Annotated in this window: 30 protein-coding genes, 1 pseudogene, 1 riboswitch and 1 other annotated feature; of the genes and pseudogenes, 10 read left to right on the plus strand and 21 right to left on the minus strand. The window is 47.7% G+C overall.

Annotation, left to right across the window (positions count from 1 at the left end; all coding sequences use genetic code 11):
* Positions 1-34 precede the first annotated feature (34 nt).
* The 3 genes and pseudogenes from A4E54_RS15945 to A4E54_RS10565 form a co-directional block, all read right to left on the minus strand.
* Positions 35-259, minus strand: coding sequence for a DUF7948 domain-containing protein (locus A4E54_RS15945; protein WP_446676311.1), 225 nt, complete (start codon positions 257-259; stop codon positions 35-37).
* 30 nt (positions 260-289) lie between these two features.
* A complete protein-coding gene (locus A4E54_RS10560) occupies positions 290-652 on the minus strand; it encodes a hypothetical protein (RefSeq protein WP_240084763.1) in 363 nt (120 codons plus the stop codon).
* An 85-nt stretch (positions 653-737) separates the two neighbouring features.
* A riboswitch (molybdenum cofactor riboswitch) is annotated at positions 738-856 on the minus strand.
* A gap of 228 nt (positions 857-1,084) precedes the next feature.
* Positions 1,085-1,615: pseudogene (locus tag A4E54_RS10565) on the minus strand (RluA family pseudouridine synthase); the annotation flags it as partial.
* 290 nt (positions 1,616-1,905) lie between these two features.
* Between A4E54_RS10565 and A4E54_RS10570 the strand changes: the two are divergent.
* From A4E54_RS10570 to A4E54_RS10580, 3 genes are all read left to right on the plus strand, one after another.
* The gene (locus tag A4E54_RS10570; protein ID WP_376741823.1) at positions 1,906-2,124 is read left to right on the plus strand and encodes a hypothetical protein; all 219 of its coding nucleotides are present in this window, start codon (positions 1,906-1,908) and stop codon (positions 2,122-2,124) included.
* A 232-nt stretch (positions 2,125-2,356) separates the two neighbouring features.
* Positions 2,357-2,920, plus strand: a complete 564-nt coding sequence (locus A4E54_RS10575; RefSeq protein ID WP_240084764.1) for an RNA polymerase sigma factor — start codon at positions 2,357-2,359, stop codon at positions 2,918-2,920.
* A gap of 229 nt (positions 2,921-3,149) precedes the next feature.
* Entirely contained in the window at positions 3,150-3,722 is a 573-nt protein-coding gene (locus tag A4E54_RS10580) for a DUF4367 domain-containing protein (protein ID WP_240084765.1), read from the plus strand.
* Between the two features lie 167 nt (positions 3,723-3,889).
* Here A4E54_RS10580 and A4E54_RS10585 read toward each other — a convergent pair whose 3' ends face one another.
* The gene (locus A4E54_RS10585) at positions 3,890-4,072 is read right to left on the minus strand and encodes a hypothetical protein (RefSeq protein WP_240084766.1); all 183 of its coding nucleotides are present in this window, start codon (positions 4,070-4,072) and stop codon (positions 3,890-3,892) included.
* On the opposite strand from A4E54_RS10585, the gene A4E54_RS15785 reads away from it, so the two are divergent.
* On the plus strand, positions 4,052-4,177 hold the full coding sequence (locus A4E54_RS15785; protein ID WP_353681836.1) for a DUF6076 domain-containing protein: 126 nt from the start codon (positions 4,052-4,054) through the stop codon (positions 4,175-4,177). The genes A4E54_RS10585 and A4E54_RS15785 overlap by 21 nt on opposite strands.
* Positions 4,119-4,262, plus strand: a complete 144-nt coding sequence (locus A4E54_RS10590; protein ID WP_240084767.1) for a hypothetical protein — start codon at positions 4,119-4,121, stop codon at positions 4,260-4,262. The genes A4E54_RS15785 and A4E54_RS10590 overlap by 59 nt, the downstream gene beginning before the upstream one ends.
* Positions 4,263-4,635: 373 nt before the next feature.
* On the opposite strand, the gene A4E54_RS10595 is transcribed toward A4E54_RS10590, so the two are convergent.
* Complete coding sequence (locus A4E54_RS10595) at positions 4,636-4,953, minus strand: type II toxin-antitoxin system RelE/ParE family toxin (RefSeq protein WP_240084769.1); 318 nt, start codon at positions 4,951-4,953, stop codon at positions 4,636-4,638.
* Positions 4,954-5,232 carry a type II toxin-antitoxin system prevent-host-death family antitoxin gene (locus tag A4E54_RS10600; protein ID WP_240084770.1) on the minus strand — a complete coding sequence of 93 codons (279 nt, stop codon included), beginning with the start codon at positions 5,230-5,232 and terminating at the stop codon, positions 4,954-4,956. It abuts the gene before it with no gap.
* An 81-nt stretch (positions 5,233-5,313) separates the two neighbouring features.
* Between A4E54_RS10600 and A4E54_RS10605 the strand changes: the two genes are divergently transcribed.
* The gene (locus tag A4E54_RS10605) at positions 5,314-5,469 is read left to right on the plus strand and encodes a hypothetical protein (RefSeq protein WP_240084771.1); all 156 of its coding nucleotides are present in this window, start codon (positions 5,314-5,316) and stop codon (positions 5,467-5,469) included.
* Between the two features lie 83 nt (positions 5,470-5,552).
* Entirely contained in the window at positions 5,553-6,158 is a 606-nt protein-coding gene (locus A4E54_RS10610; RefSeq protein ID WP_240084772.1) for an S-layer homology domain-containing protein, read from the plus strand.
* Positions 6,159-6,309: 151 nt separating this feature from the next.
* Here A4E54_RS10610 and A4E54_RS10615 read toward each other — a convergent pair whose 3' ends face one another.
* On the minus strand, positions 6,310-6,771 hold the full coding sequence (locus A4E54_RS10615; RefSeq protein WP_240084773.1) for a DUF6147 family protein: 462 nt from the start codon (positions 6,769-6,771) through the stop codon (positions 6,310-6,312).
* Positions 6,772-7,119: 348 nt separating this feature from the next.
* Between A4E54_RS10615 and spo0A the strand changes: the two genes are divergently transcribed.
* Positions 7,120-7,917, plus strand: coding sequence for a sporulation transcription factor Spo0A (gene spo0A, locus A4E54_RS10620; RefSeq protein ID WP_240084774.1), 798 nt, complete (start codon positions 7,120-7,122; stop codon positions 7,915-7,917).
* On the opposite strand, the gene A4E54_RS10625 is transcribed toward spo0A, so the two are convergent.
* The 12 genes from A4E54_RS10625 to A4E54_RS10680 form a co-directional block, all read right to left on the minus strand.
* Entirely contained in the window at positions 7,893-8,828 is a 936-nt protein-coding gene (locus tag A4E54_RS10625; protein ID WP_240084775.1) for an RluA family pseudouridine synthase, read from the minus strand. The genes spo0A and A4E54_RS10625 overlap by 25 nt on opposite strands.
* Positions 8,828-9,286, minus strand: a complete 459-nt coding sequence (lspA, locus tag A4E54_RS10630) for a signal peptidase II (protein WP_353681835.1) — start codon at positions 9,284-9,286, stop codon at positions 8,828-8,830. The genes A4E54_RS10625 and lspA overlap by 1 nt, the downstream gene beginning before the upstream one ends.
* A 348-nt stretch (positions 9,287-9,634) precedes the next feature.
* Complete coding sequence (gene ileS, locus A4E54_RS10635) at positions 9,635-12,421, minus strand: isoleucine--tRNA ligase (protein ID WP_240084776.1); 2,787 nt, start codon at positions 12,419-12,421, stop codon at positions 9,635-9,637.
* A gap of 84 nt (positions 12,422-12,505) precedes the next feature.
* Positions 12,506-12,761: a binding site (T-box leader), on the minus strand.
* A 284-nt stretch (positions 12,762-13,045) separates the two neighbouring features.
* Positions 13,046-13,171 carry a hypothetical protein gene (locus A4E54_RS10640; RefSeq protein WP_286726091.1) on the minus strand — a complete coding sequence of 42 codons (126 nt, stop codon included), beginning with the start codon at positions 13,169-13,171 and terminating at the stop codon, positions 13,046-13,048.
* 25 nt (positions 13,172-13,196) lie between these two features.
* Complete coding sequence (locus A4E54_RS10645) at positions 13,197-13,493, minus strand: DUF167 domain-containing protein (protein ID WP_240084777.1); 297 nt, start codon at positions 13,491-13,493, stop codon at positions 13,197-13,199.
* Between the two features lie 173 nt (positions 13,494-13,666).
* Positions 13,667-14,299, minus strand: a complete 633-nt coding sequence (locus A4E54_RS10650; RefSeq protein ID WP_240084778.1) for an NUDIX hydrolase — start codon at positions 14,297-14,299, stop codon at positions 13,667-13,669.
* Between the two features lie 148 nt (positions 14,300-14,447).
* Complete coding sequence (locus A4E54_RS10655; protein WP_286726103.1) at positions 14,448-15,038, minus strand: DivIVA domain-containing protein; 591 nt, start codon at positions 15,036-15,038, stop codon at positions 14,448-14,450.
* 62 nt (positions 15,039-15,100) lie between these two features.
* Positions 15,101-15,373 (minus strand): YggT family protein, encoded by a 273-nt coding sequence (locus A4E54_RS10660; protein WP_240084780.1) that lies wholly within the window; start codon positions 15,371-15,373, stop codon positions 15,101-15,103.
* Positions 15,374-15,388: 15 nt separating this feature from the next.
* Positions 15,389-16,210: a pyrroline-5-carboxylate reductase gene (gene proC, locus A4E54_RS10665; protein WP_240084781.1), complete on the minus strand. Its 822-nt coding sequence runs from the start codon at positions 16,208-16,210 to the stop codon at positions 15,389-15,391.
* A gap of 18 nt (positions 16,211-16,228) precedes the next feature.
* Positions 16,229-16,678, minus strand: a complete 450-nt coding sequence (locus A4E54_RS10670) for a cell division protein SepF (RefSeq protein ID WP_240084782.1) — start codon at positions 16,676-16,678, stop codon at positions 16,229-16,231.
* A 35-nt stretch (positions 16,679-16,713) separates the two neighbouring features.
* The gene (locus A4E54_RS10675; RefSeq protein ID WP_240084783.1) at positions 16,714-17,397 is read right to left on the minus strand and encodes a YggS family pyridoxal phosphate-dependent enzyme; all 684 of its coding nucleotides are present in this window, start codon (positions 17,395-17,397) and stop codon (positions 16,714-16,716) included.
* A gap of 210 nt (positions 17,398-17,607) precedes the next feature.
* Entirely contained in the window at positions 17,608-18,105 is a 498-nt protein-coding gene (locus A4E54_RS10680) for a YajQ family cyclic di-GMP-binding protein (RefSeq protein WP_240084784.1), read from the minus strand.
* Between the two features lie 275 nt (positions 18,106-18,380).
* On the opposite strand from A4E54_RS10680, the gene A4E54_RS10685 reads away from it, so the two are divergent.
* Positions 18,381-20,009 (plus strand): DAK2 domain-containing protein, encoded by a 1,629-nt coding sequence (locus A4E54_RS10685; protein ID WP_240084785.1) that lies wholly within the window; start codon positions 18,381-18,383, stop codon positions 20,007-20,009.
* A 57-nt stretch (positions 20,010-20,066) separates the two neighbouring features.
* A complete protein-coding gene (locus A4E54_RS10690; protein ID WP_240084786.1) occupies positions 20,067-20,912 on the plus strand; it encodes a DegV family protein in 846 nt (281 codons plus the stop codon).
* Here A4E54_RS10690 and A4E54_RS10695 read toward each other — a convergent pair.
* Positions 20,907-21,593 carry a response regulator gene (locus tag A4E54_RS10695; protein WP_240084787.1) on the minus strand — a complete coding sequence of 229 codons (687 nt, stop codon included), beginning with the start codon at positions 21,591-21,593 and terminating at the stop codon, positions 20,907-20,909. The genes A4E54_RS10690 and A4E54_RS10695 overlap by 6 nt on opposite strands.
* Before the next feature lie 2 nt (positions 21,594-21,595).
* On the minus strand, positions 21,596-24,295 hold the full coding sequence (locus tag A4E54_RS10700) for a DUF4118 domain-containing protein (protein WP_286726099.1): 2,700 nt from the start codon (positions 24,293-24,295) through the stop codon (positions 21,596-21,598).
* Positions 24,296-24,526 lie beyond the last annotated feature (231 nt).

Genomic DNA, 24,526 nt, shown 5'->3' on the forward strand with positions numbered 1-24,526 from the left:
TTTTGGTCACTTTATCCGTCAAAACATGGACAACTTATACCAGCTGTTTTTGGTCATTATGCGGTAGCATTAACACCATGTCAATACCCGGGTAGACTTCGCCAAGGCTCACCTTGTTATAGTTAGGAATATTACTATGCCACTTGCTTTTATCGTTACCAATAAAGTAGTTGACTTTGGCTTGGGACGGATCATTTCCTTGTGGTAAAATGCTTAAGGCTCCCACGAGTTGTTCCTTAAGAGACCAGCCGTTTGTAATTTTCGGTAATGATTCTCTCTTTAATAAATGCTATGATGATTGCTTCTGCTCAGCTTTATTTTCGGACTGCTTCTCAATTTTCGGAAGAGAGTATACGATTTCACCTTTTTTTGTAATAAAAACGGTACCTCCAAAAGTCTTAGCTAAAAATTTAACCGAGTTGTTTTTTACTTGTCCTTCATTCGCAACAAATGGAATCTGTACACAGGATGCTTTTTCAAAGATAGATCCTTTATCTTGTTGATTATCCAACGAATCAACAGAAAGATTATTATTTAGTGATATAAATTTCTCCTCGGCTTCTAAATTTGCAGGATAAATTACCGCATTAATTGAAAACAAGATAGTTAAGAGAAATAGCCACTTAATACACTTATTAATACTTATTATCATTTAACAATCTCCCATCCTTATTATTGTTATATGTTGTTAATAAAACTAATCAATAAAAGCCAGGATGCGAAATATAGCCCGGTTTTTATTACCGCCAAACTATCCTTTCCACGCCGGGAGGCATATCCATTTCTAGATATACCTTATAGATCATCCGCCATAGCCAAAAGCCGTAGGGAAGGTGATTCGGATAAATTATTTAATTCATGATATTAATAACATACTTTCTACAATATTTTATTTTTTCCTGCTAATTCCATGGTAATTTTTACCGACATAACTATAATTAATTCGACAATCTTTTTATTAAGGGGAAAAGGCTTCTGGAAACCCTTTGTTGATGGATTTCTAGAAGCCCTTTCTTAGTTAAAAGCATAAAAACAGAGGGAAGGAGGAACAGGTCCCTTATCCCTCCTTCCTTGCCTGTTGAATTTATCTGGTTTCAATGCCTTTGCCCTTTTCCATCGTCAGTTTTTCCAGGATCGCTTTCAGATCATCAGGCAGCGGTGCTTCGAATTCCAGGTGTGATCCGGTGCGGGGGTGTTTAAAGCCCAGCGCCGCGGCATGAAGAAATTGCCCGTCCAGCCCGAAATGGGGACGGGTGGGACCGTACTTGGGGTCGTCCACAACCAGGTGGCCGATATAAGCCAGGTGCACCCTGATTCTGGTGAGTACGCCCGGTTTCCAGCCTGAGCTGGATATATGTGTAACCGGCAAACCGTTCAAGCACGTTATAATACGTGACCGCTTGCTTTGAGTTCCTGTCCAGTACGGCCATCTTCTGCCTGTTCCTGGGGTCGCACCCGATTGGAGCATCCACCAGATGCCGGCGTTTAACCTGCCGGTCCTCTAATTGCCCGGCCAGGCTGGAATGCGCGGCATCATTTTTGGCAGCCATTATCAGTCCGAGGTATCTTTATCCAGCCTGTGCACGATGCCGGGCCGCACTACACCGTTAATCCCCTGGGAGGCAAGGGGGGGGAGGCAAGGGGACGTTTTTTTTGCTTTCTTGATTAGGCATTAATACTATGTTTTGATTCTATATAGTCATCTGAGTAATCTGTCGTTGTGTTGCTGGTAATAGTTGCCCAATATTGATATAATCTTAGTTGTAGAAGATTCCTGTTGGTCGATTACTCTCATTAAGATGTAGTAAACATTACTTTCACATTATTCTTTTACTTGTCTTACTACCAAAATATTCCTCAAATAAACGGAAGCAAAAAGAACGTCCCCTTGCTTCCCCTTAGGGTATGATTGTAGGGGAGCGCTCCCGGGAACAAGATATTGAAGTTAATGTTTGCACCGCCGAGGCCGCCATGCGTTTGGACGAACCCAGGCAGTTCAGCCTGGAAGAAGCGCTGGAGTATACCAGCTGTGACGAACTGCTGGAAATCACCCCAAAGAACTTACGGTTACGCAAGAGAGTTCTCAGCAAGCACGATCGCCAGAAAAGCATAAAAAACTTTTAAACAGTACTGCAATCCGTCAGGTTCCTTTTTTGACTCGCCACCATGAAACTGCTTACTTCAACCAGGAGATAAAGGCGGTGAATGTTTTAATTTTTTTCCATAAAGACAAATTTCGACACATTCCCCGAAGGTAACTATACAGCAAACGTCAAATATATGCAAAATATAGAAATGAAACCATTTATTCGTTTTGCTATTCAAGCATTAGAATATTAGGGGGGATTTTTTTCATTTGAAAGTCGAAACAATTGTTGAAAAGTTAAAAAACGGCGATATTCAGTCGTTGAGATTTGTTTATGAACTATTTTACAAACCGGTCTTCCGCGCGGCATATTTTATTTTAAATGATACCAAACTAGCTGAAGATTGCGTCCATGAGGTATTTTTGAAATTACATAGCAAAATAGAGCAGCTTGAAGAACCTTCAAAACTGGAAAACTGGATGTGCCGTATGGCTTCGAATATAGCATGGGATATGATCCGCGACCGTACCAAAAATATGCTTTCCGCCAAAGCCAAATGGTCTAATGAAGCGAATCCATCGAATCTCCCTGAAGATATTTTATTGGAATCAGAAGAAAAAGAAGTAATAAAACAATATATTCAACAACTCCGCCCTGATCACAAGCGTGTAATATACTTTAAATATTACCTGAATATGTCCGACTATGAAATAAGCACAGCCTTGGGCATACCAGTCGGCACGGTTAAATCCCGTCTTTTTTACGCCAGAAAAGAAATTAAAAAAAAATTGGGAATAGAAGCTCAGCTTAATCAAAATCTTGTTGACTTATAAGAACGGGAAGGAATGAACGACAGTGAAAAAATACTCAGGGTTCAAACTCGAAAAACTTATGAAGGACACTGTATGCGAAATGGTTAATTCCGCTCCACCGCCCCCGCTGGAAGAATCGTGGGCAAAATTAGAACAAAGGCTATTGGAGCAACATCGGTTAAACAATCCTCCCGGGACAAAGACGAAAAATTCATTATCTAAAAGTATGTTTATTGCGGCAGGAATTATTATGATTTTTATATCATTATCCATGTCTTTTCCCGGAGGGGCAGCCAATATTGTGGAAAATCTAATTGATAGAACGCAGGTAAATGTCGGAACACAACCGGCGCCGCAGGAAGATTTTAGAGAAGTTGCCGTAATGCAGGAAAAAATTCTCACTCTGGAAGAAGCTAAAGCTGCCGCGCCCTTTTCCATTTTAATACCCGAATACATACCTTCAGACTACAATCTTGCCCAGGTTAAATATCAGGAGATGGCAAATACTACCGGATTAGTTACTTTGAAATACATCGGCCCCGGCACCAGCTACTTTATAATTACCGAGATGAATACACCGGAAGGCTTTGTCCAAGGATACGGATTTGATACGGAAGACGCCGTCGCACAGGATATTAAAATCGGAGAAGCCGTCGGTCAGCTTATATCTTATAAGAATGAAAAGATTAGAGTCAATTGGATCCAAAAAAACATTGTATACGGGCTGGAAGGGAAAGTACCCAAAGAAGATGTTCTGAAAATAACCGCATCAATGAAAAAAGCTTCACCAGAAAAGCATATCCCAATTAGTCATACTATTTAGCAAGTTTCCTGGTGCATGGCATGCATGGCGCAGCAACAAGAAAAACAACGTTTTCATTTACAAGCTCCTCTTTCGGATCAGTCACAACTATTGACCAACTGACCAACCGGAGCTCACTGCTTGCATGATGTTGTTCTTAGTATAGCTGGATGTTTTATAGCGATTCTTTAATCTGATACTTCTTTGTCAGCTTCTACTTTTCTATCAAATTCTTCAACTTCTGTACGTTTCACATATCCATTAGTCCCATCCACCCCTGTTGCCGCAATTAAATCCGGCTCTGTTTCTGGAGAAGTAGCATTCGTTAGAGAGCCATACGTCTGACCATACTGGTTAAGGTCGGCGCGCATAAAAAGCAAGCACGCAAGGAAGGTAAAACCCCAGCGCGTCAAGAGTATGATAAGGTATATAACCGGCTTAAGACCCGCCACGCAAGGGGTAAAGCTCTCAGATGACGAATGGAACGCCGCCGTTGCGCTGGCTCTTGAGTGCAAGGGCAAAGCCGAAGCCGGAAAGATAACCGACTTAGAGCAGTCATGACCAACTCAATTTGAGCGAGGAACTGTTCGGCAAGCGAGAGAATGACGGATTCAAGGTTGGACTTTCAAAGCTCCAAGCTATCCATGTGGGAACGGATGATTTTGAGCTTTTGAGCCTGCCCAGAGCACATCAATCCGTCGATGGCAGCCTGAACTTTTTCGGGAGAAGCTTTGCAACGAGGGTCCATAAACCGAGCGACGTCAAAACTGCCGTCGGGATGCAGCAAGGGCTTATTGTACAGTATATCCCAGCCAGGTCCCCGGTTTTTGGTTTCCCGGCATACGGGTCATCGCTAATATTTTTCAGGGCGCTCCTAAAGGTATCAAGTTTGCCATAAATAACAGCAGTGACCTGTATCTTGCCGTTTTACTCCTCAAGAAATAATCAGCCAGTCGTAATCTTGCCGGCAATCCACGATATAATCGACAAAAACATTGTTTCCGCTTATTTCATAGATAATAAAGTACCTCTTGGCAGACAACATTTTGCGGTAATGACTGTCGGTCAGGAATCTATTCTCATAAGATGGGAATCGTTCAGGATTAAATTGCAGTGATTCAATGTTGTCCAGGATCTCATCCATTGTCCTGCGGGCGGCATTTACATTAACCCGCGCCAGGAAATCGATATGACTGTCCAGCATATTGAGGGCAGCGTCTGAGATGATGACTTCATACTTCTTTTGACCCATCTATTTTTCCTTCTTCGCGTTTTCGATAGTTTCGCTTAAAACTCCCCTGACTTCCGCTATTGAATGTCCTTTAGCCCCGTTCATGCGGGCCGAACGAATGGCGAACAAATCCTCAGCCAGCTTAAGCTCCCTGGCACGACGCTCGAAAGCTGCGATGTCCATCACAACCAAATCGCCTTTGCCATTCTTGGTAAGATACACCGGTTCGCCGCTCTCTTTGCACAATTTTGCAATCTCGTTATACTTGCTTCTGATGGTGGCTGACGCCTCAATATACATAAATAATGCCTCCCTTCATAGTCATATAATAACTCATTACTACTATATAAACAAGAGTCAATAGTTTACTTTACCGGCACCATGCTCACAGGCGTCGAGGGAATCAGCGGAAGCAAGGCGCAGATCTCCATCGGTCAGGGAAATAAAGACAACCTGCCCGACGACGTGAAATCCGCCATCGGCGACAGGCCGCTGGTACAGCTTACGCTGTCCATCGACGGAAAACAAACCAATTAGTCTAATCCCGAAGCAACCGTAACGGTGAGCATACCATATACCCCGACTGCGGCGGAGCTTGCGAATCCGGAGAGCATCGTCGTATGGTAATCGACGGCAGCGGCAATGTAGTCACCATCCCCAACGGACGCTATGACGCGGCGACGGGAACAGTCACCTTCAGTACCACCCATTTCAGCGACTATGCTGTGACATATAACAAGGTGAGCTTCATCGCGGCGAGGGATATAACGAGCGGTACAGGTAACGGCAATTACAGCCCCGAAGCGAAGCTGATGCGCGGCGAATTCATCGTCCTGATGATGAGAGCTTACGGTATCGCGCCGGATACGAACCCGACCGACAACTTCTCCGACGCGGGCAACACCTGGTACACCGGCTATCTGTCAGCGGCGAAAAGGCTGGGTATCTCCGCAGGCATAGGAAGCAACATGTATGCGCCCGGCAATCAGATTACCCGTCAGGAGATGTTCACCCTGCTGTACAACGCCCTCAAGGTCATCGGTCAATTACCGGAGGGCGACTCAGACAAGACGCTGTCCGACTTCACCGACGCGGGGCAAATCGACTCCTGGGCAAAAGAGGCCATGAGCCTACTTGTCGAAACCGGTACAATCTCCGGCAGCGGCGGCAAGCTCAACCCGACAGGCACAACTACTCACGCGGAAATGGCACAGGTGCTTGTATAACCTGCTGGGGGAATAGAGTTAAAATAATTAATATGTTTAAACGCAAACAAGGCACTTCAAGCGAAGTGCCTTGTTTGCTGCTTTTCCGTATCGGTTTGGGGTATGGTTCAATACGTTACCTTATTAAGCCGTGCCTATATAACCCGCCGTTTTAATTAATGAATAAAGAACTGGAATAGGAATAAGCGCATTCATTGGCGCCGTTATTAGCTAGACTGTGGTAAGCCCATACTCTATAATAATAACCTCTCGCCACCTGCAAGCTTATTACCCCATTTACGCTGGAATTATAACTTTTTTGAAATGGCCAACTTGCTAAATCAACCCAATTGCTGCCGTTCCAACGCTGTAGATATAATCTTACCATAATGTAATCCACGTCTTGATAGGCCTGTGTAAAGTCAGTTAAATTTATATAACCTCCCCCACTGGATATTAAACTACATCCCCAATCCTGCAAGTACTGCAAAGAATCAATACCGGCTTCTTTATATGCTTTATCGGTACCCGGTGGCGGTTTAAAACTAAACGGTTCCGCATATGCTGCGGTAGTAATTGTAAAAAATGATGCCGCTACCAGAACGAAAAAAAACATCCGCTTAAACGCGCTCAATTTTCACCCTCCTCCAGCAAGAAAACAAGCTCTATTATTGTGACGTTTAGAAAGACAATTTGGTTCAATAAAATTAAATATTATTAAGAAGTTTTGAAAATATTTTTAGTTTAATAAAAAATAGATATTTTTTTTTACTTTATTTGAACATAAAGCGACTATTTCCCGTCTCTATGTAAAAGCATTGTTAAGAAAAAAGGGGGGCAAAAATCAGGGAATGTAAAAGTAAATATTCCCCAATAAACATAAGCATAACGTATTTACCTGCTACTCGTCGTGCTTTGTGCACGAGAATAGAAGACTTCTAAAAATAAAAAAATCTATTAAATAAACATAGAGGCGAAGATTATGTTAAAAAAAATACGTGTTAAAGTGTTAATAGCAGATGACAACAGAGAATTCTGTGAACTGTTAGGCAGCTTTATCAACCAACAAGACGGATTAGAGGTTGTCGGCATAGCTAACGATGGCTTGCAGGCTATAGCTATGACCCATGAATACAGTCCGGATGTATTAGTATTGGATATTATTATGCCCCAGCTTGACGGCATCGGTGTTTTAGAGCATTTAGCCGGCACCTTTAAAAAACCAAAAGTTATTATAATTACTGCCTTTGGGCAGGAAAGCATTACAAAGCGTTCGGTTGAACTTGGAGCGGATTATTTTATCCTTAAACCGTTTGATTTCAACATGCTGGTTGATCGCATTCGCCAGCTGGCAAATGAAGTTAGCTTGCATCACTATGTTCATAATACTACTATAAGACGGAACCTGGACATCGATGTCACCAATATTTTACATGGCATTGGCATCCCTGTTCATGTAAAAGGGTACCATTATTTAAGAGAAGCGATAATAAGAGCCTACAATGATCCCAGTTTACTCGGCGCCCTAACAAAAGAGCTTTACCCAAAGATAGCGGAAAAGTATAAAACAAAGCCTACCAAAGTTGAACGTGCCATCAGGAACGCAATACAATTGGCCTGTGACAGGGGCAATCATGGAATAATCAGTAATATTTTTGGATACACCATGAATACTGACCGCGATAAGCCGACGAATAGCCAATTCATCTCAGTTATTGTCGATAGATTAATACTAGAAGCAAAGACTAGTGAAATTCATGGTCTGAGTGGGAACTTGTAAATAAGTTTCTCCAGGATCATTTTTAGCTCATCAGGCAGCGGCGCTTCAAATTCCAGGGATAACCCGGTGCGCGGGTGTTTAAAGCCAAGCACCGCGGCGTGCAGAAATTGCCCGTCCAGGTTGAAATGAGGCCGCGCGGGACCATACTTGGGATCGCCGACAACCGGATGGCCGATATAAGCCAGGTGCACCCTGATTTGATGAGTACGCCCGGTTTCCAGCTGGAGCTTGAGATATGTATAACCGGCAAACCGGTCAAGCACTTGATAACGCGTAACCGCTTGCTTTGAGTTTCTGTCCAGCACTGCCATTTTCTGCCTGTTTCTGGGGTCGCGCCCGATTGGGGCGTCCACCATGCCTGACTCTTCCTTGATTTGCCCATGTGCCAGGGCAAGATACCGGCGTTTAACCTGCCGGTCCTTTAATTGCCCGGCCAGGCTGGCGTGCGCGGCGTCATTTTTGGCAGCCATAATCAGTCCGGAAGTATTTTTATCCAGCCGGTGCACGATGCCTGGCCGCATCACGCCGTTAATCCCCGACAAGTCACGGCAGTGATAGAGGAGAGCGTTCACCAGCGTGCCCGCGTAATTGCCCGCGGCCGGATGCACCACCATCCCACGCGGCTTGTTCACCACAATGATATCGCCGTCCTCGTAATATATGTCCAGCGGTATGGGCTCCGGATTTACTTCCAAGCCGCCCGGGGGGGGTATATTTACTGTGATCAACTCCCCCGTCCTTACCTTATAACTCGCCCGCGCCGCAATTTCACCGTTGATCATGACCATGCCGTCCGTTATTAACTTTTGGGTGAAAGAACGGCTTAACTCCCCCGCGGCCCCGGCCAGAAAAACATCCAGGCGCTTGCCGTCACTTAACGTGTCTACCTCAAAGGAACTAAATCCAGGCATCAAAGTCCTCTTTCCTTTTTGGGTTTATGATCACTGCTGCTGAACAGGTCCCAGACCAGGAAGCAGGCTCCCATGACAATAGCCGTATCGGCCAGGTTAAAGACCGGCCATACATGAAAGTCCAGGAAATCTATCACGAAGCCGTATCTTAAACGGTCCAACAGGTTACCCAACGCGCCTCCCACAATTAAACCCAAGCCATATCGTAATAAATGCCGTTCCAGAGGCAGTCTTCTATACCCGAATAACACACCTGCCGTAAGTATTACCGTAATTGCCACAAATAAAGATGTCTGGTAGGCCAGCAATCCAAACGCGGCCCCCGGATTAAGTATGTAGGTGAGATTAAAAACATGCGGTACTAACGGGATTGATTCCCCATGGTACATCAACATCTGTACAATGGCCTTAGAAACTTGATCCAATAAAAAGGTTATAATTATTACAGCAAAAAACATAAACATCATCACCTGTTATAATATTATCACAAATAACCATGGTTATTATTAACAATAAATTTTAATAATAATATCGACTTTTGGGGAAAAAATATTTATACAAGAACTCGTAATGACCAGGTCAGGCTGTTAAGGAATCAGAAGAATTCCTCAACAGCCGAAAGTGATAATCATAAAAATTATCATGAATGAAGCGGCTAAATATCTTTGATATTAGCACGAGGGATCAGGCGGTCAACAAAGCGCCGGATACTTGAAAAAATCATGATAATAAATAAAAGGGCATTACGGGTTCTTAACATAGAAACCTTCCTCTTAGTGAGGAAGGTTTCTTATTTTTTCAATTATTTAAAGCTTTTTTACAACTTGCGCGCACCGCGGGCAGATAGTCGGATGCTCGGTATCCTCCCCCACTCCCTCGTGGTACATCCAGCATCGTTCGCATTTCCGGCCGCCGGCCGGCTGAATGGAAACCGCCAACTCGGGCAGGGTTTCCAGACACTTGATATCTTCCGGCGCTTCATTCAACCGTTTCAAGAAAACTCCCGAAACGATAAAAATAGTTGGCAGTTCAGGCAGTTCAGGCTCCAGGAAACTGAAAAGCTCATCAGCGGCATACAGGCTGACGGACGCTTCCAAGGAATTCCCGATCACTTTATCCCGCCGCGCCACTTCAAGGGTTTTGGTCACTTCGCTCCGTACCGACAGGAGGCGTTCCCACTTTTGGTCCAAATCAGTGTCTATATATTCTTCCTTCACTCCCGGCATATCCGTAAGTTGAACACTGACGGCGCCACCCTTGTCACCGGGTACATAACGCCAGATTTCCTCTGAAGTGAAAGCCAGCACCGGAACCAGCAACCGCACCAGAACAGTTAAAATCTCATATAAAACAGACTGGGCGGCGCGGCGCTCCGCGGAACCGGCAGGCGCCGTGTAGAGCCGGTCCTTGATCATATCCAGGTAAAGGGCGCTCATGTCGACAGCGCAGAAACCGTGAATAGCGTGGTGAACTACGTGGAACTCATAATCCTGGTAACCGGCAATGACCCGCTGGATCAGCCTCTGCAGTTTTAGCAGCGCCCAGCGGTCGATTTCCGGCAGTTGCTCGTATTTCACCATATCTTTGGCCGGGTCAAAGTCATATAGATTACCCAGGAGGAAGCGGCAAGTGTTCCTGATTTTCCGGTAGGCCTCGGTTATTTGCTTGAGAATGTTTGGTGAAGCCGCCAGGTCGCTCCGGTAATCAGCCGAACTTACCCACAAGCGTAAGATATCGGCTCCCATTTGTTTAATCACTTTCAGCGGGTCGACCACATTGCCCAAGGATTTGGACTGCTTCCGCCCCTGTTCGTCAACCAGAAAACCATGGGTCAGCACCGCCCGGTAAGGCGGCTGGCCGGTTACGGCCACCGCGGTGGAAAGAGACGAGTTAAACCAGCCGCGGTGTTGATCGCTGCCTTCCAGGTAGAGATCAGCCGGCCAGCGCAGGTCCGGCCAGACCGCCTGCTCGTCAAGCACCCCCATATGACTGGTGCCGGAGTCAAACCAGACATCCATGATGTCAGTTTCTTTAGTAAAGTCCGCGGAACCGCATTGCGCGCATTTTGTGCCGGGAGGCAGCAAATCCCCCACTTCCCGGGCATACCAGATATCTGACCCGTGTTCCCGGAACAACTCCTGGAGATAGCTGGTGGTTTCATCATTAATCAACTCTTTACCACAGCTGTTACAATAAAAAATCGGAATGGGCACTCCCCAGGTGCGCTGGCGGGAGATACACCAGTCGCTTCTGTTGGCTACCATCTTGTATATTCGTTCTTCGCCCCACTCGGGAATCCAGCGCACCTTCCGGATACCGTCGAGCGCTTCCTGGCGGAAACCGTCAATTGAAGCGAACCATTGCTCGGTTGCGCGGAAAAGCACTGGTTTTTTGCAGCGCCAGCAGTGGGGGTAAGAGTGCTGGAAAGTGGCGTATTTCAGCAAATGGCCGCGCCGCTCCAGTTCTTCAAGCACCGCTTTGTTGCCGTCGAGGTAAAATTGCCCGGCAAAGATACCGGCTTCATCAGTAAAGTGTCCTTTGCCGTCGACGGGTGACAACACGGGCAGGTTGTACTGCCTGCCGACTTCATAGTCTTCCATGCCGTGGCCGGGCGCGATGTGCACACAGCCGGTACCCTGCTCCAGGGTGACAAGTTCACCCAGAATCAAGAGCGAAGTTCTGTCGACGAAGGGATGGGCGCATTCCACTTTTTCCAGAGCTGAGCCGGTGAATTCCTTGAGCACCACGGCGCCCCGCGCGCCGATGGTTTCCAGAAAGTTATCCTTTAATTCTTTCGCCACCACATATTTGTCATTGTCTGCCTCAACCAGCACATATTCAAAATCCGGGTGGAGGCATATCGCCACGTTGGCGGGCAGAGTCCAGGGAGTAGTGGTCCAAATCACCACATAAGTGTTTTCTTCCGGCAAAATACCTTTGCCGTCTTGCACAGGAAATCTTACATAGATGGAAGCCGACTCATCGTCGCCGTACTCCACTTCAGCCTCGGCCAGGGCGGTTTCACAAGAAGAGCACCAGTAAACCGGTTTTAAACCTTTATAGATATATCCCTTTTTCGCCATTTCCCCGAAAACGCCAATCTGACGGGCTTCAAAGTGAGGCATCAAGGTAAGGTAAGATTTATCCCACTCGGCACGCACGCCCAGCCTCTTAAACTCTTCCCGCTGGATGTCAACAAACTTCAAGGCGAAGTCTTTGCACTTCTTTCTAAACTCGACATTATCGATATGGTGATGGTTCAGGCCGAATGCCTTGATGGCCTCCTGCTCAATTGGCAGGCCGTGAGTGTCCCAGCCGGGTACAAAAGGAGCGTCATGTCCGGTCATGGAATGGTATTTCACCACGATATCCTTAAGCACCTTGTTGAGAACATGGCCAAGGTGAATATGTCCGTTGGCGTATGGCGGGCCGTCATGCAGGATAAACTTCGGGCAGCCGCTGTTTTTTTTCTGAACCTGGTGGTAGATATCGATCTCATCCCAAAACTTCAAAAACTCCAGTTCCCTTTCGGCCAGGTTGGCCCGCATCGGGAAGTCGGTTTTGGGCAAATTCAAGGTCTTGCTGTAGTCCATTTTTCACACCTCGCTAGTATTCAACATGAGTACCCATTGACAATAACCAGTCCGTCTCATCTTTAAACATCAAAAACCCGCCCCAAAAGGGACGGGTTGTCATACCCGCGGTACCACCCTATTACCAGCCTGATCCAAACACTGTAAAAGTAAAATCCGGCCGGCTACCTTCACCGCCATCTAACGGTGGCGAACCGTCCGCGCTTAATCCCCTGTTTCATAATGGTTTCAGCCGGCGCCTCCCGGGTGATTTTCCACGGCCGCCCGTGCCCGGCTCCCACCTAACCCAGGCTCTCTAAACGGAACTCTGCCGCTTACTCTTCCCGTTCACAGGAAATATTGATATTCCAACACGGAATATTATATAGAAAAGCACTGGAGCAGTCAACTTTCTTTTAAGATCTTGCTCTTTTAAGATCTTGCCCGGTATGGCAAAACCGCAATGCGGCATGAGGTTCAAATATGCTAGGATTTAGTCTCATATTTCCCCCCGGAGGCGTGAATAGAGGTACATGGAAGATACAAAACAGTACCGGTATTATTTTCTTGACTTGCGAGTTACGTTGCTGATAATATACAAATAGCGCGGACAAAGTCGAAAAAAATACAAAATTAAATAAATTGTTAAAAAGAACAAACAGCGGCAATGGAAGAAGTCTCGGCCGCAGCCGCCGAACTGAACGGCATTGCGGCGGAAATGGAAGAAGCGATGAGGAAATTCAACAGGTAGCGAATCCGGCAAATCGACACCGGCTTAAAACGCCGGTGTTTTTTATTAAGAAATTACCGCGGAGAAAGCGCTGAGCGCTTTCTCCGCGCTCACGCCCAGGACTTTGATTGTTTTATTGCGCCCGGTGGAGCCGGACAGAATCTCCACATGGGAACGGGGCACAGAAAACAGCTTGGCTAAAAAAGCCCGGCAGGCCTCGTTCGCCTCTCCTTCCACCGGAGGTGCGGTCAGGCGGAGCTTGACAGCATCCTCAAACAGCCCGGCCAGCCCGTTTCCGGAGGCCCTAGGCTGCACCCGCACCTTAAAAACAACACCATCTTTTTCTTCCTTTAGGTAAAGCAATCAATATCACTGCCTTGCTATACTTATTCAAGTATTCAGGAGTCAGCATTCAGAATATATCAAGACGAAAACCATTTTTCCCCATTCCGACTTTCATAATCCTGCAGTCTTGACTTTTGACATCTTGTAATCTTGTAATTTTATATCTTGTTATCTTGACTCCTGACTCCTGTTTATTTTATGACCATGTTCTTCCGGTAAATATCAATAAAGCTATGCAGAATTCCGGCAGTCGCGCCCCAAATCAACCTGCTGCCATATTCATAAAAATATACCGGCAATGTTCCCAAAACACGCCAGCCTTCCTTGTAATAGGCGGGGAGCCTGTCAAAAGGGAAACCGGGGGCATAGCGGGTACCCACGTCAATACTGCTTTGGGCAGGTTGAGCCGCCAAAAAGTATTTCACCGGCACTAGAAAAACTTCCTGTACTTCATCGGGACTGGGCACTATTTTAACATCTCCGGCAATCCTCCCCACATAGGGGTATATCAACGCCCCAAGCGGGCTGATAAAATAATCCAAGGGTCCGATCAGTTCAATTTGTTCCCTTGAGACACCCAATTCCTCCACGGTTTCACGAACAGCCGTCTCTTGCGGACAGCTCAGTTCACCGCGCTCCACCATCCCGCCCGGGAAGCATATCTCACCCGGCTGTCTTTTCAGGTTGCTGGCCCGCACTTCAAAAAGCACTTGCATTTCACCGTCAGCCTCAATGAGCGGCAGCAATACCGCGGAAACAAAATAACCTTTCATATTATGTAGTTTCGGTCGTCTGTTGTTCAACAGTATCTTGAGGTTTTCCAAGCTTTAACTCCTTATCCACTACCGGTGATACGTGGCCGGCATGATTGATTAATATTTTTCTTTTGGAAACGATAAACCTCCGTAACGGAGGCTTGCGAATTAACGTATTATTACTTTTAATTAATATATTAACAAATGCGGCAGTTCGTTACACCGAAGCCGGCATATCGTCATTGTCTTCTTCCGCGGAATCATCAAACGCATCAAATATCTCTTCTTCTCTTTGGTTTTCCTCCTCATTGTCAAGGAATCTGGCTTGAGCTTCTAAAAGGGCACGGAATCGCATCCTAAACACCTGCGCATGCCTCTCAAGCCGGCTATGTTCTTCAATGATGGTGCTCACTTTTCCCTCCGCTTCCGAGATCATCGCGGCAGCCTGCCGTCCGGCCTTTTCAATGATCGCTACCGCCTCTTGCTCGGCCTCCCGGTTTAACTGGTCGGCCTCGATCCTGGCGCGGTCCAGGAGCAATTGTGCTTCCTTCTCCGTGTTCTGTCTTAACTCATCGGCATTTTTCTGCGCTAAAATCATAGTCTTCTTAAGTACTTCTTCAATCTCACGGTAACGGGCCATGTTCTGATCAGCCTGGTCCAACCGTTCTTTCAGATCTAGATTTTCTTTATATAAAATTTCATAGTCCTGCGTCACCCGGTCTAAAAATGAATCAACTTCTTCAACATTGTAACCCCGGAGAGAGTGACGGAACTCCTTTTTCTGAATATCCAGCGGCGTTAACACCATCGTTTTCACCTCAGTTGCCATGCTCTAACAGTTGATTTTGAACAAATGCCACGCTTGCGCGCTTATATCAAAAAGAAAAGATATAACAGCACCCGCTTAACCAGCCACTCAAGCAATTGCAGCGCGAACAAGGCTACAATCGGGGAAAAATCCATCGGCCCGAAAGGCGGGATAATTTTCCGGAACAAGCGCAGGTAGGGATCGGTAATTTCATAAATAAACCTGAATACCGGCTGATAAGGGTTATGTCGAATCCAAGAAAGAACGATCCTGATGAATATTAGGATCGTATATACTCTAAAGGCCACGTCAACCGCAGTGTATAAAACACCCATTCTGCCACACCTACTTTACTTAATATCTGACATTTCCCGGGCGCGCTGAGTGGCGTTCGCCACAGCTTTCATCATCAGCGCCCTGACGCCTCCTTCTTCCAGGGCAAATAGACCAGCCATAGTGGTCCCGCCCGGTGTGGTGACCATGTCCTTCAGCTTACCGGGATGTTCTCCGGTTTCAAGAACCATTTTAGCCGCTCCTAGCATGGTCTGGGCAATCAAAACCCTGGCCGTGTCCCTGGGCAGGCCAAGCCGCACCGCGCCGTCAATAAATCCTTCCATGATTACATACATGTAAGCCGGGCCGCTGCCGCTCAGGCCGGTTACACTGTCCAAAAGCGCTTCCGGCACAACTACCGCCTTGCCCGCCGCGGCAAAAACAGCCATCGCTTTGCGCATATTTTCCTCACCGGCGTATTTCCCCGCGCTCAAAGCGGTCGCTCCCTCCCCCACCAGGCAAGGAGTATTGGGAATGGCCCGTACCACCGGGATCCGGCCGGCAAAACAAGATTGAATTTGTTCAATCGCAACTCCCGCCGCTATGGAAATAAAGGTATGTTCCTTTCGCACGGCGGGAACTATTTCTTTCAGCAGCGGAATGATTACCTGCGGTTTTACCGCCAGAATAATAATATCTGCCGCTTTTACAACGGCAATATTATCACTCGCGGTATTCACCCCCCATTTTTTATTCAGGTATTCCAGGCGCCTGTGCTCAATATCGCTCACATATATTTCGGAGGCGTCAACCAAACCTTCCCGGAGCATTCCCGCGACCAATGCTTCGCCCATGGCTCCCCCGCCCAGGCAACCAATTCTCTGCCCCTTTAAAGGCATCGTGTCATCCCCTTAATATTATTTATGAACAATCCAGGGAAACATTCCCTTTTCCTTGCTCTGGTTTTTTAAATCAGTGCTTATGTCCATATTATTCGGCACAAAAAGGAAAATGCCGCTGCCCACTTTTTGCAGGCTTCCATTTAACGCATAGGTGGCGCCACTGACAAAATCGACAACCCGCTTGGCCAGATCAGGTTCAGCCTGTTCCAGGTTTACTATCACCGGACAACGGTTTTTCAAGTTATCGGTAATTCCCTGTACTTCGTCAAATGCTCTGGGCTCAACCACAACCACGTGCACCTGCCTCTGTGAGTGCAGGTTAAAGACCGTGGCTTTTTCCTTGTCCTTCTTTTTTTGCCAGGGATGCTCCTCACGGGTCTCCTCGTGGTCATGCTTTTCTTCTTCCACGACATCTTCCTCAAAACCCATAAAGCTAAGAACCTTGTCCACCAGTTTCGCAGCCATCTTAAACCCTCCTAAAAATTATAAAAGTTTTTACGCTATTGCCTCTTGCCAAATATCGCCGTGCCAACACGCAAAATATTGGCGCCTTCTTCCACCGCCACCTCAAAATCACCACTCATGCCCATGGAAAGGTATTCCATCGCCGCCCCCGCCTTATTACTTTTTAAACGCTCGGCCAAATCCTTTAATTGCCTGAATACAGGCCTCACTTCTTCCGGTTCGCTGGTCCACGGCGCGATAGTCATCAAGCCCCGCACAGCCAAGCCCGGCAAGCGCGCGGCAGATTCAACGAAATCAGCGGCCTCCGACGGCAAAATCCCATACTTGGTTTCCTCACCCGCTACATTTACCTGAACCAGTACGCTGGCCATTGTGTTGTTTTCCCCGGCCGCCCGGCTGATTTCTTCCGCCAGGCGCCAGCTGTCCAGCGAGTGAATCAAAACAACCTTGCCGATTATTTTGTTGACTTTATTTGTCTGCAAATGACCAATTAAGTGCCACTCCACCCCTGAAGGCAAATTTTGACGCTTCTTCAGCAGTTCCTGCACTCTGTTTTCACCAAGTCTGCTTACTCCACCCTCAATGACTTCATTGATTATCTCCGGCGGCACTGTTTTAGTTACCGCCACCAGCTTAATTTCTCCCGGCTCGCGTCCGGCGCGGCGCGCGGCGGCGTCAATCCGCTCCCGCACCCTGTACAGATTATCCAGAACGCTCAAACCGACCCACTCCTTTATTCCACCCGGTTTACTGCCATAGCTGAACTATAAACAGCTTACTGCCAGTAATGCCTTTAAATGGCTTTTTATTCGACGGTAAAAAGATAATTCCTGCGTAAAAAAGCTTTAACCGGTGTTTTAATAAAAAAAATTATTACAAAACCTATAACACCGGTTTTCATGTTTAACAGATGTATCCCCTTTACTTTGTTAAAATGTCCGGTAATTGACAAATTGTATGGGAATATCAAATTCGTGATCTTTAATTTTTTGCATGATAGCCTGCAGGTCATCACGGTTCTTTCCGCTGATTCGCACTTGATCCCCCTGAACTGCGGCCTGTACCTTAAGCCTGCTGTCTTTGACCATCTTCGTGATTACTTTAGCTTTTTCTTTATCCAGTCCCTGGACCAGAGTAACCCGCCGGCGCACGGTATCTTTGGCGGCAGGTTCGATTTTACCGTATCTCAGGGCTTTCAGGTTAACACCGCGCTTCACCATTTTTGCCTCCAGAATGTCAACCACATTCTTCAGTTTGAATTCATCATCACCTGTCAGAATAATTGTGTCTCCGTCATAATTAATGTCACTTCTGCTGCCCTTGAAATCAAATCTGGTGCGCAATTCTCTGATAGCCTGGTCCACAGCGTTGTTTACCTCTTGCATATCCACTTGTGACACAATATCGAAAGAATTTTCCTTTGCCATAATAAACACCCGATCTCTTTCTTATACCTTTTTATATATAATGTACATTTTACCATGAAAATTGTCAAAGGAATCTATTATTATTATAATAGTGTTATGTTTTCCTCACAAAGGGAAAACATCCCGGCATGTCGAAAATATTACTATATAAGGTATTCAGAATTCAGGAGTCAGAATTCAAAATATTTCGAGACGATAAACCATTCTCTTATTCTGACCACTGGCTCCTGACTCCTGAATAGTTACAAAAATCTAATAAAAGCGGGAGAATAGTAGTGGCGATATACTCGTTTAACGGTGTTGATCTGAAGATGATGCTCCGGGGGGCGGTCAAACTCCTGGGACAGTCCAGGGAAGAAATAGACGCTTTGAATGTTTTTCCTGTGCCGGACGGCGACACCGGCACCAACATGTACCAAACCCTTGTGTCCGCTGTGAAAGAAGCTGAGTCGGTTGATTCAAACCATATCGGCTTGGTGGCCGGGGCGGCGGCACGCGGCGGTTTAATCGGCGCCAGGGGCAACTCGGGAGTGATTCTTTCCCAGATAATGCAGGGTTTCGCCAATTCCCTCAGCGGCGTTGAGAGGGCAACGGCCCCCGATATAGCCTCCGCCCTTGAAGAGGGCGCGAAAGTGGCCTACCGCACCGTAATGAGCCCGGTTGAAGGGACAATTCTCACCGTTGTGAGAAAGTCGGCCGAAGGCGCGGCCGCCCGGCAAAGCAGCGATTTACTGAGACTGATGGTTACCGTTTTTAAAAAAGCGCTCGACGCCTTGCAGGAAACCCCGAATTTGCTGCCGGTGCTGAAGCGTTCAGGCGTGGTCGACGCCGGCGGCAGGGGCTTTGTAGTAATATTGGAGGGCTTCCTGCGCGCCCTCAAATCGGCCTCACCGGCGGCCAAAACATCATGCGCAGCTCCGTTGGTTTTCGAAGAAGAACCACCCTCAAAAAATCAGCCGGTTTTTCAGGAAAACGCCGGCGCAATCAATTTCACCTATTGCACTGAACTGCTGGTGAAGGGGGCTAACCTGCCTCTCGAAAAAATGCGCGCGGCATTGTCTCCTTTCGGCGACAGCCTGATGGTGGTCGGCGGCGAAAGCGTTGCAAAAGTGCATATCCACTCCAACAACCCCGGCCTGATCCTTGAGTACTGTCTTAAACACGGGACTCTGCACGACTTGAAAATAAATAACATGGCCGAGCAGAACCAGGAGCTGCTTGCCGAAACCGAACGTTCCGCTTCCGGCAAACCTTTTGGGATTATATCAGTGGGCGCCGGGGAGGGTATTACGGAAATAATGAAAAACCTGGGGGCTGACGCCGTGGTTTCCGGCGGGCAGACTTTAAACCCCAGCACGGGCGGGATCCTCGCGGCAATTGATGAAGTGCCGGCAAGGCGGGTAATCATTCTGCCGAACAACAAAAATATCATATTAACGGCTGAACAAGCCGGCAGGCTATCCCAAAAGGAAGTGACAGTTATTCCTTCAAAGAGTATTCCCCAGGGACTTGCCGCTCTCCTTACCTTGAACCCGGAGGATAACTTTGCGGCAGCCGCGCGCAAAATGACTAAGGCCCTGGGCTCAGTCCGTTCAGGTGAAATCACCACCGCGGTGCGTGACACTGAGTACAGAAACTTGCATATTAAAAAAGGAGATATTATCGGTTTGGCCGACGGGGATCTGAGCAGCGCGGGAACGGAACTAACCGGTGTGCTCGAAGACCTCCTGCAGGTATTAATCGAAGGTGAAGGCCGCCTGGTCACCATCTACTTTGGTGATAAAATTACCGTTGCAGATGCCGAAGAGATAACGGAAAGAATGCGGCAGAAATATGCCGGGCAGGATTTCGAAATGCAAAACGGCGGCCAGCCGGTATATGATTTGCTGATATCAGTGGAGTAAGCTGTACTTTTTGCTGCAAGACGTCCCGCTGGTGGAATGTTTACGAAGGGTGGTCCAATGAACAAAGTCCATATTGCAACCGACAGCACTGCAGATTTACCGCCGGAGCTTATTAATGAATACGGCATCACCGTGGTGCCGCTAAAAGTAATTTTCAGCGGGTGTGAACCGTTATTGGACGGTGTGGAAATCGATACCGTCGAATTTTACCGCCGTCTGGCAGAAAACCGGGAGATGCCGGCTACCTCCCAGCCCACCCCGGCTGAGTTCGCCGCCGCTTACGGCAAGCTGTCCGCGAAAGGCGGCAAAATCATATCTATACACTTATCTTCAAAATTAAGCGGCACCTGCCAATCGGCTCGAATGGCCAAGGAAATGGTTTCCGGAGTTGATATTGAAGTAATAGACTCAAAACTGGCCAGCATGGGATTGGGGCTGGTTGTCCTTGAAGCGGCCGCCGCTGCCCGGGCCGGCAAATCAAAGGAGGAGATCCTTGACGTAATAAATAAGCTTATCCCCAAAATACAGGTATTTTTTATCGTCGACAGCCTTGATTACCTGGTGCGCGGCGGCCGGATCGGCAAGGCGCAGGCTTTTCTGGGCACAATTTTAAACATAAAGCCTCTATTATATTTAAAGGAAGGCATAGTTAACCCCCACGAAAAGGTCAGGGGCAAAACGCGCGCAATTGACCGGTTAGTGGAAATAGTCGAAGAAACAGCCGGAAATCAAAAGATCAAATGTTCTCTCGTCCATGGCAATGACCCGGCAGGAGTAGAGCAACTACGGCAAAAATTAGCGGCAAAGCTGAACTGTGACGAACCTGTTGTCACCGGCCTCGGCGCCGTGATAGGCACCCACGTGGGGCCCGGGGTGCTTGGGATCGTATTTGCCGAATTATAACAGCCTGTATCCCACACCAGACTCAGTGATAATGTGCCGCGGGCGTGACGGATCAACTTCAATTTTTCTGCGCAGCTGTCCGATATAAACTCTCAAATACTGAGCATCGTTTAGATAAGCGGGACCCCAGACAGCACGCAGCAACTGTTTGTGGGTAAGCACTTTACCGGCGTAAACGGCTAAATTTTTTAATATTTCATATTCAGTCGGGGTAAGCTTGATTTCTTTTTCCCCGATAGTGACACGGCGGCGGGCTATATCAACAACCAATTCATCAAAATTAATTACCGGTTCGTCGCCGGCACCTGACGCATGCCGCATGGCCGCTCTGATTCTTGCCAGCAGTTCCCCCATGCCGAAAGGCTTGGTTACATAATCATCCGCCCCGGAATCAAGCGCGGCTATTTTTTCACTTTCCTGTTCCCGTACGGAAATGATAATAATTGGCGTATTAGACCATTCACGCAATTTTTTTATAACTTCGATGCCATCCATGTCCGGCAAGCCCAAATCAAGGATAATTAATTCCGGTTTACAGTATAAAACTTTATTTATCCCTTCCCGCCCGTCGACGGCTTCTTCAACCTCATAATCGTGTTCGGACAGAGTTACCTTTAAAAGCCGGCGGATCTGCTTTTCATCGTCGATGACAAGTATGCGTGTTCTACTTTTATTATCCATCGCTATCCCCTTTTTCCCTCATCAAGCACCTCTTCCGGTCCCTCAGCGCCTGAAGGCAAAATGATCGTAATAACTACCCCTCCGGCGGGGTTATTAGAAGCTTCGATCCTGCCGCCGTGCGCTTCAATGAAACCCTTGCTGATGGCCAGGCCCAAACCGGTGCCGCTTACCTGGCGAGGTGAATGGAGCCGGTAAAACTTATCAAAAACTCTCTCCAGATCTTCGGGAGGAATATTGGGCCCGCGATCAATGACTGATATGCTCACATTCTGATCAATTTTACGAGCGGCAATAGCAATTTCACTTCCCGCGTCGGAATACTTCAGCGCGTTATCCAACAAATTAACCATGACCTGCTCGAGCAAAACATAATCAGCCTTCACCAGCGGCAGATCCGGTTGTATATCAATCCTTAAGGAACGTTTGTTCAATGGCTCACCCACACGGCTTACCGCTACACCAACAACGTCTTGAATGTCGCACCATTCTTTGTTTAACTTGAGCACACCGCTCTCCAGTCGGGCCATGTCTAATAGATTGCCGACAAACCTGTTCATGCGCATCGCGCCCTGCTGAATAGTCTGCAGGAGGTCATGGCGGGCAGCGGGGCTATATATATTTTCTTGTTCCAACAGTCCTGTAACCGCTCCAATAATCGAAGCCAGGGGCGTACGCAAATCATGGGACAAAGAATTAAACAAGGCAACCCGCAGGCGCTCCGATTCAGCCAGCAAATGCGCTTCCCTGGCTTGTTCAGCCAATTGAGCCCTGGCGACCGCCACCGCCGCCAAACCGGCAAAAGCTTCCAACAGACGCCGCTGCTCCGGCTGCAGATACTGCTTAGCGCTTTCTATTTTTATCCCCAAAACACCTCTTGTACTCTGCTCTGTTCGCAAGGGTAAATATATCCCTATTACACCGCCTAGATTGTCCGTGCCTCTGCCTGTCGCCTCACCGTGTTCAAAAGCCCAGGTTGCCGCCGCAAGCTCATTTTCATTTAATAAACTCCTATCTTGATTACTTGAGCAGGCTTGCAGTACAAGCTTTCCGTTTTTATCGGACAACAGCACAACCACCTGGCCTTCCACAGACTCGGCGACCTTACGGGCCACACTCGCTAAAACCTGTCGAAGTTCAGCCACCGCGGCTATTTCACGGCTCAAGGCATACAGCGCCGCCGTCCTGGTTTCCCGCTGCCTGGCGCTGGTTATCTGCTGCCGCAGCCGGGCGGAGAGAGTACCAGTAAGAAAAGCTACCAACAGGAATATCGAAAAACTTATCAGGTAACGTAAATCACCTACTGTAAAGCTGTAGGTAGGAGGCACGAAAAAATAGTCAAAAACTAAGATACCCGCGGCCGCCGCAATCACTGCCGGTCCTGTGCCCCACCTGACGGCGCTGATGAGCACGGGCAGAAGATAAATCATGGCAATGTTGACAAGTGTAAGATACGGGGATGCCAGGACTGCCATGGCGGTAACAAGAAGCATAATAAATAATGACCCCGCGTAAGGATATGCCGGGAAAGACCGCCGTTCCGGTCTGGTCGTTATTTTTTCTTGTTCTTGTTTTGCTTTTCCCGGAAGAACATGAATACTGATGCCCTGGCTGTGGCGAATGACCCTGTCCACTATTGACCCATGCACCCAATCCCAAAATTTGTTATGCAATGGTTTTCCGATAACAATTTGGGACACATTTCGCTTCCCGGCCAGTTCCAGGAGTCCTTCCGCCACGTCATTGCCGGTTAAGCTGATGGTTTCAGCCCCAAGTTCCTCAGCAAGACGCTTGTTTCTTGCCAGACGGTCTTTTTCCGCCTCACTAACCGGAAGCCGGCGGGGCGTCTCCACGTTGACGGCCAGCCATTCGGCCTTTAAACCCTCAGCCATACGCTTGGCGGTGCGGATCAACTGGGCTGAAAAGGGGCTCGGGCTGATACAGACCATGACCCGCTCGCCGGTTGGCCAGGGACCTGGGATACCGTGCACCCGCATATAGGATTCAACTTGACGGTCCACTCGTTTTGCAGTATAGCGCAAGGCCAGTTCACGCAGGGCGTTGATATTTCCCGGGCGGAAAAATTTCCGTAAAGCTTCTGCGGCCTGGCCGGGCACATAAACCTTGCCTTCCTTTAGCCGTTGGATCAGCTCCTCCGCGGGTATATCCACCAGATGAATTTGAGCGGCCTTTTCCAGGATCTGGTCGGGCACGGTTTCCCGTACTGTCACGCCGGTTACTTGCGCCACAATGTCGTTCAACGTTTCAAGATGCTGTATATTTAAAGTGGTATAAACGTTAATTCCGGCCGCCAGCAATTCCTCGACATCCTGGTAGCGCCGGGTGTGCCGGGAACCGGGTATATTTGTATGGGCCAGTTCGTCAACCAGCGCCAGCTGCGGGCGCCGGGCCAGCAGGGCGTCCAGGTCCATTTCGCCAAACTCTTTGCCCCGGTATTGCAGGCGACGGGGCGGGACAGCCGGAAGACCCTTCAAAAGGTTTTCTGTTTCCGCCCTTCCGTGCGTTTCCGCCCAGCCGATCACCACATCCACGCCTTCTGCCAGCCGTTCCCGGGCGGCTTCCAGCATATCGTAAGTCTTGCCCACTCCGGCCGCTGCGCCAAGAAACACCGTCAGCCTGCCATGCTTGTCGTCAGTCAAGCTGGCCAGCAGGGCGTCAGGGTCAGCGCGCTTTTCTCTCTCCATTCGCAACCACCTGTATAGCTTTATTGATATTTACCGGAAGAACATGGCCGGTAGCCAGTAGTTAGTAGTCAGTAGTTAGTAGTTAGTAGTTAGTAGTTAGTAGTTAGTAGTTAGTAGTTAGTAGTTAATAGTTAGTAGTTAATAGTTAGTAGTTAATAGTTAGTAGTTAATAGTTAGTAGTTTGACGACTGTGAAGCTTCGCTTCACCTTCAGATGGATCCCTACTGAATT

The sequence above is a fragment of the Pelotomaculum sp. PtaB.Bin117 genome, assembly GCF_002067195.1.
Lineage (GTDB): Bacteria > Bacillota > Desulfotomaculia > Desulfotomaculales > Pelotomaculaceae > Pelotomaculum_D > Pelotomaculum_D terephthalicicum.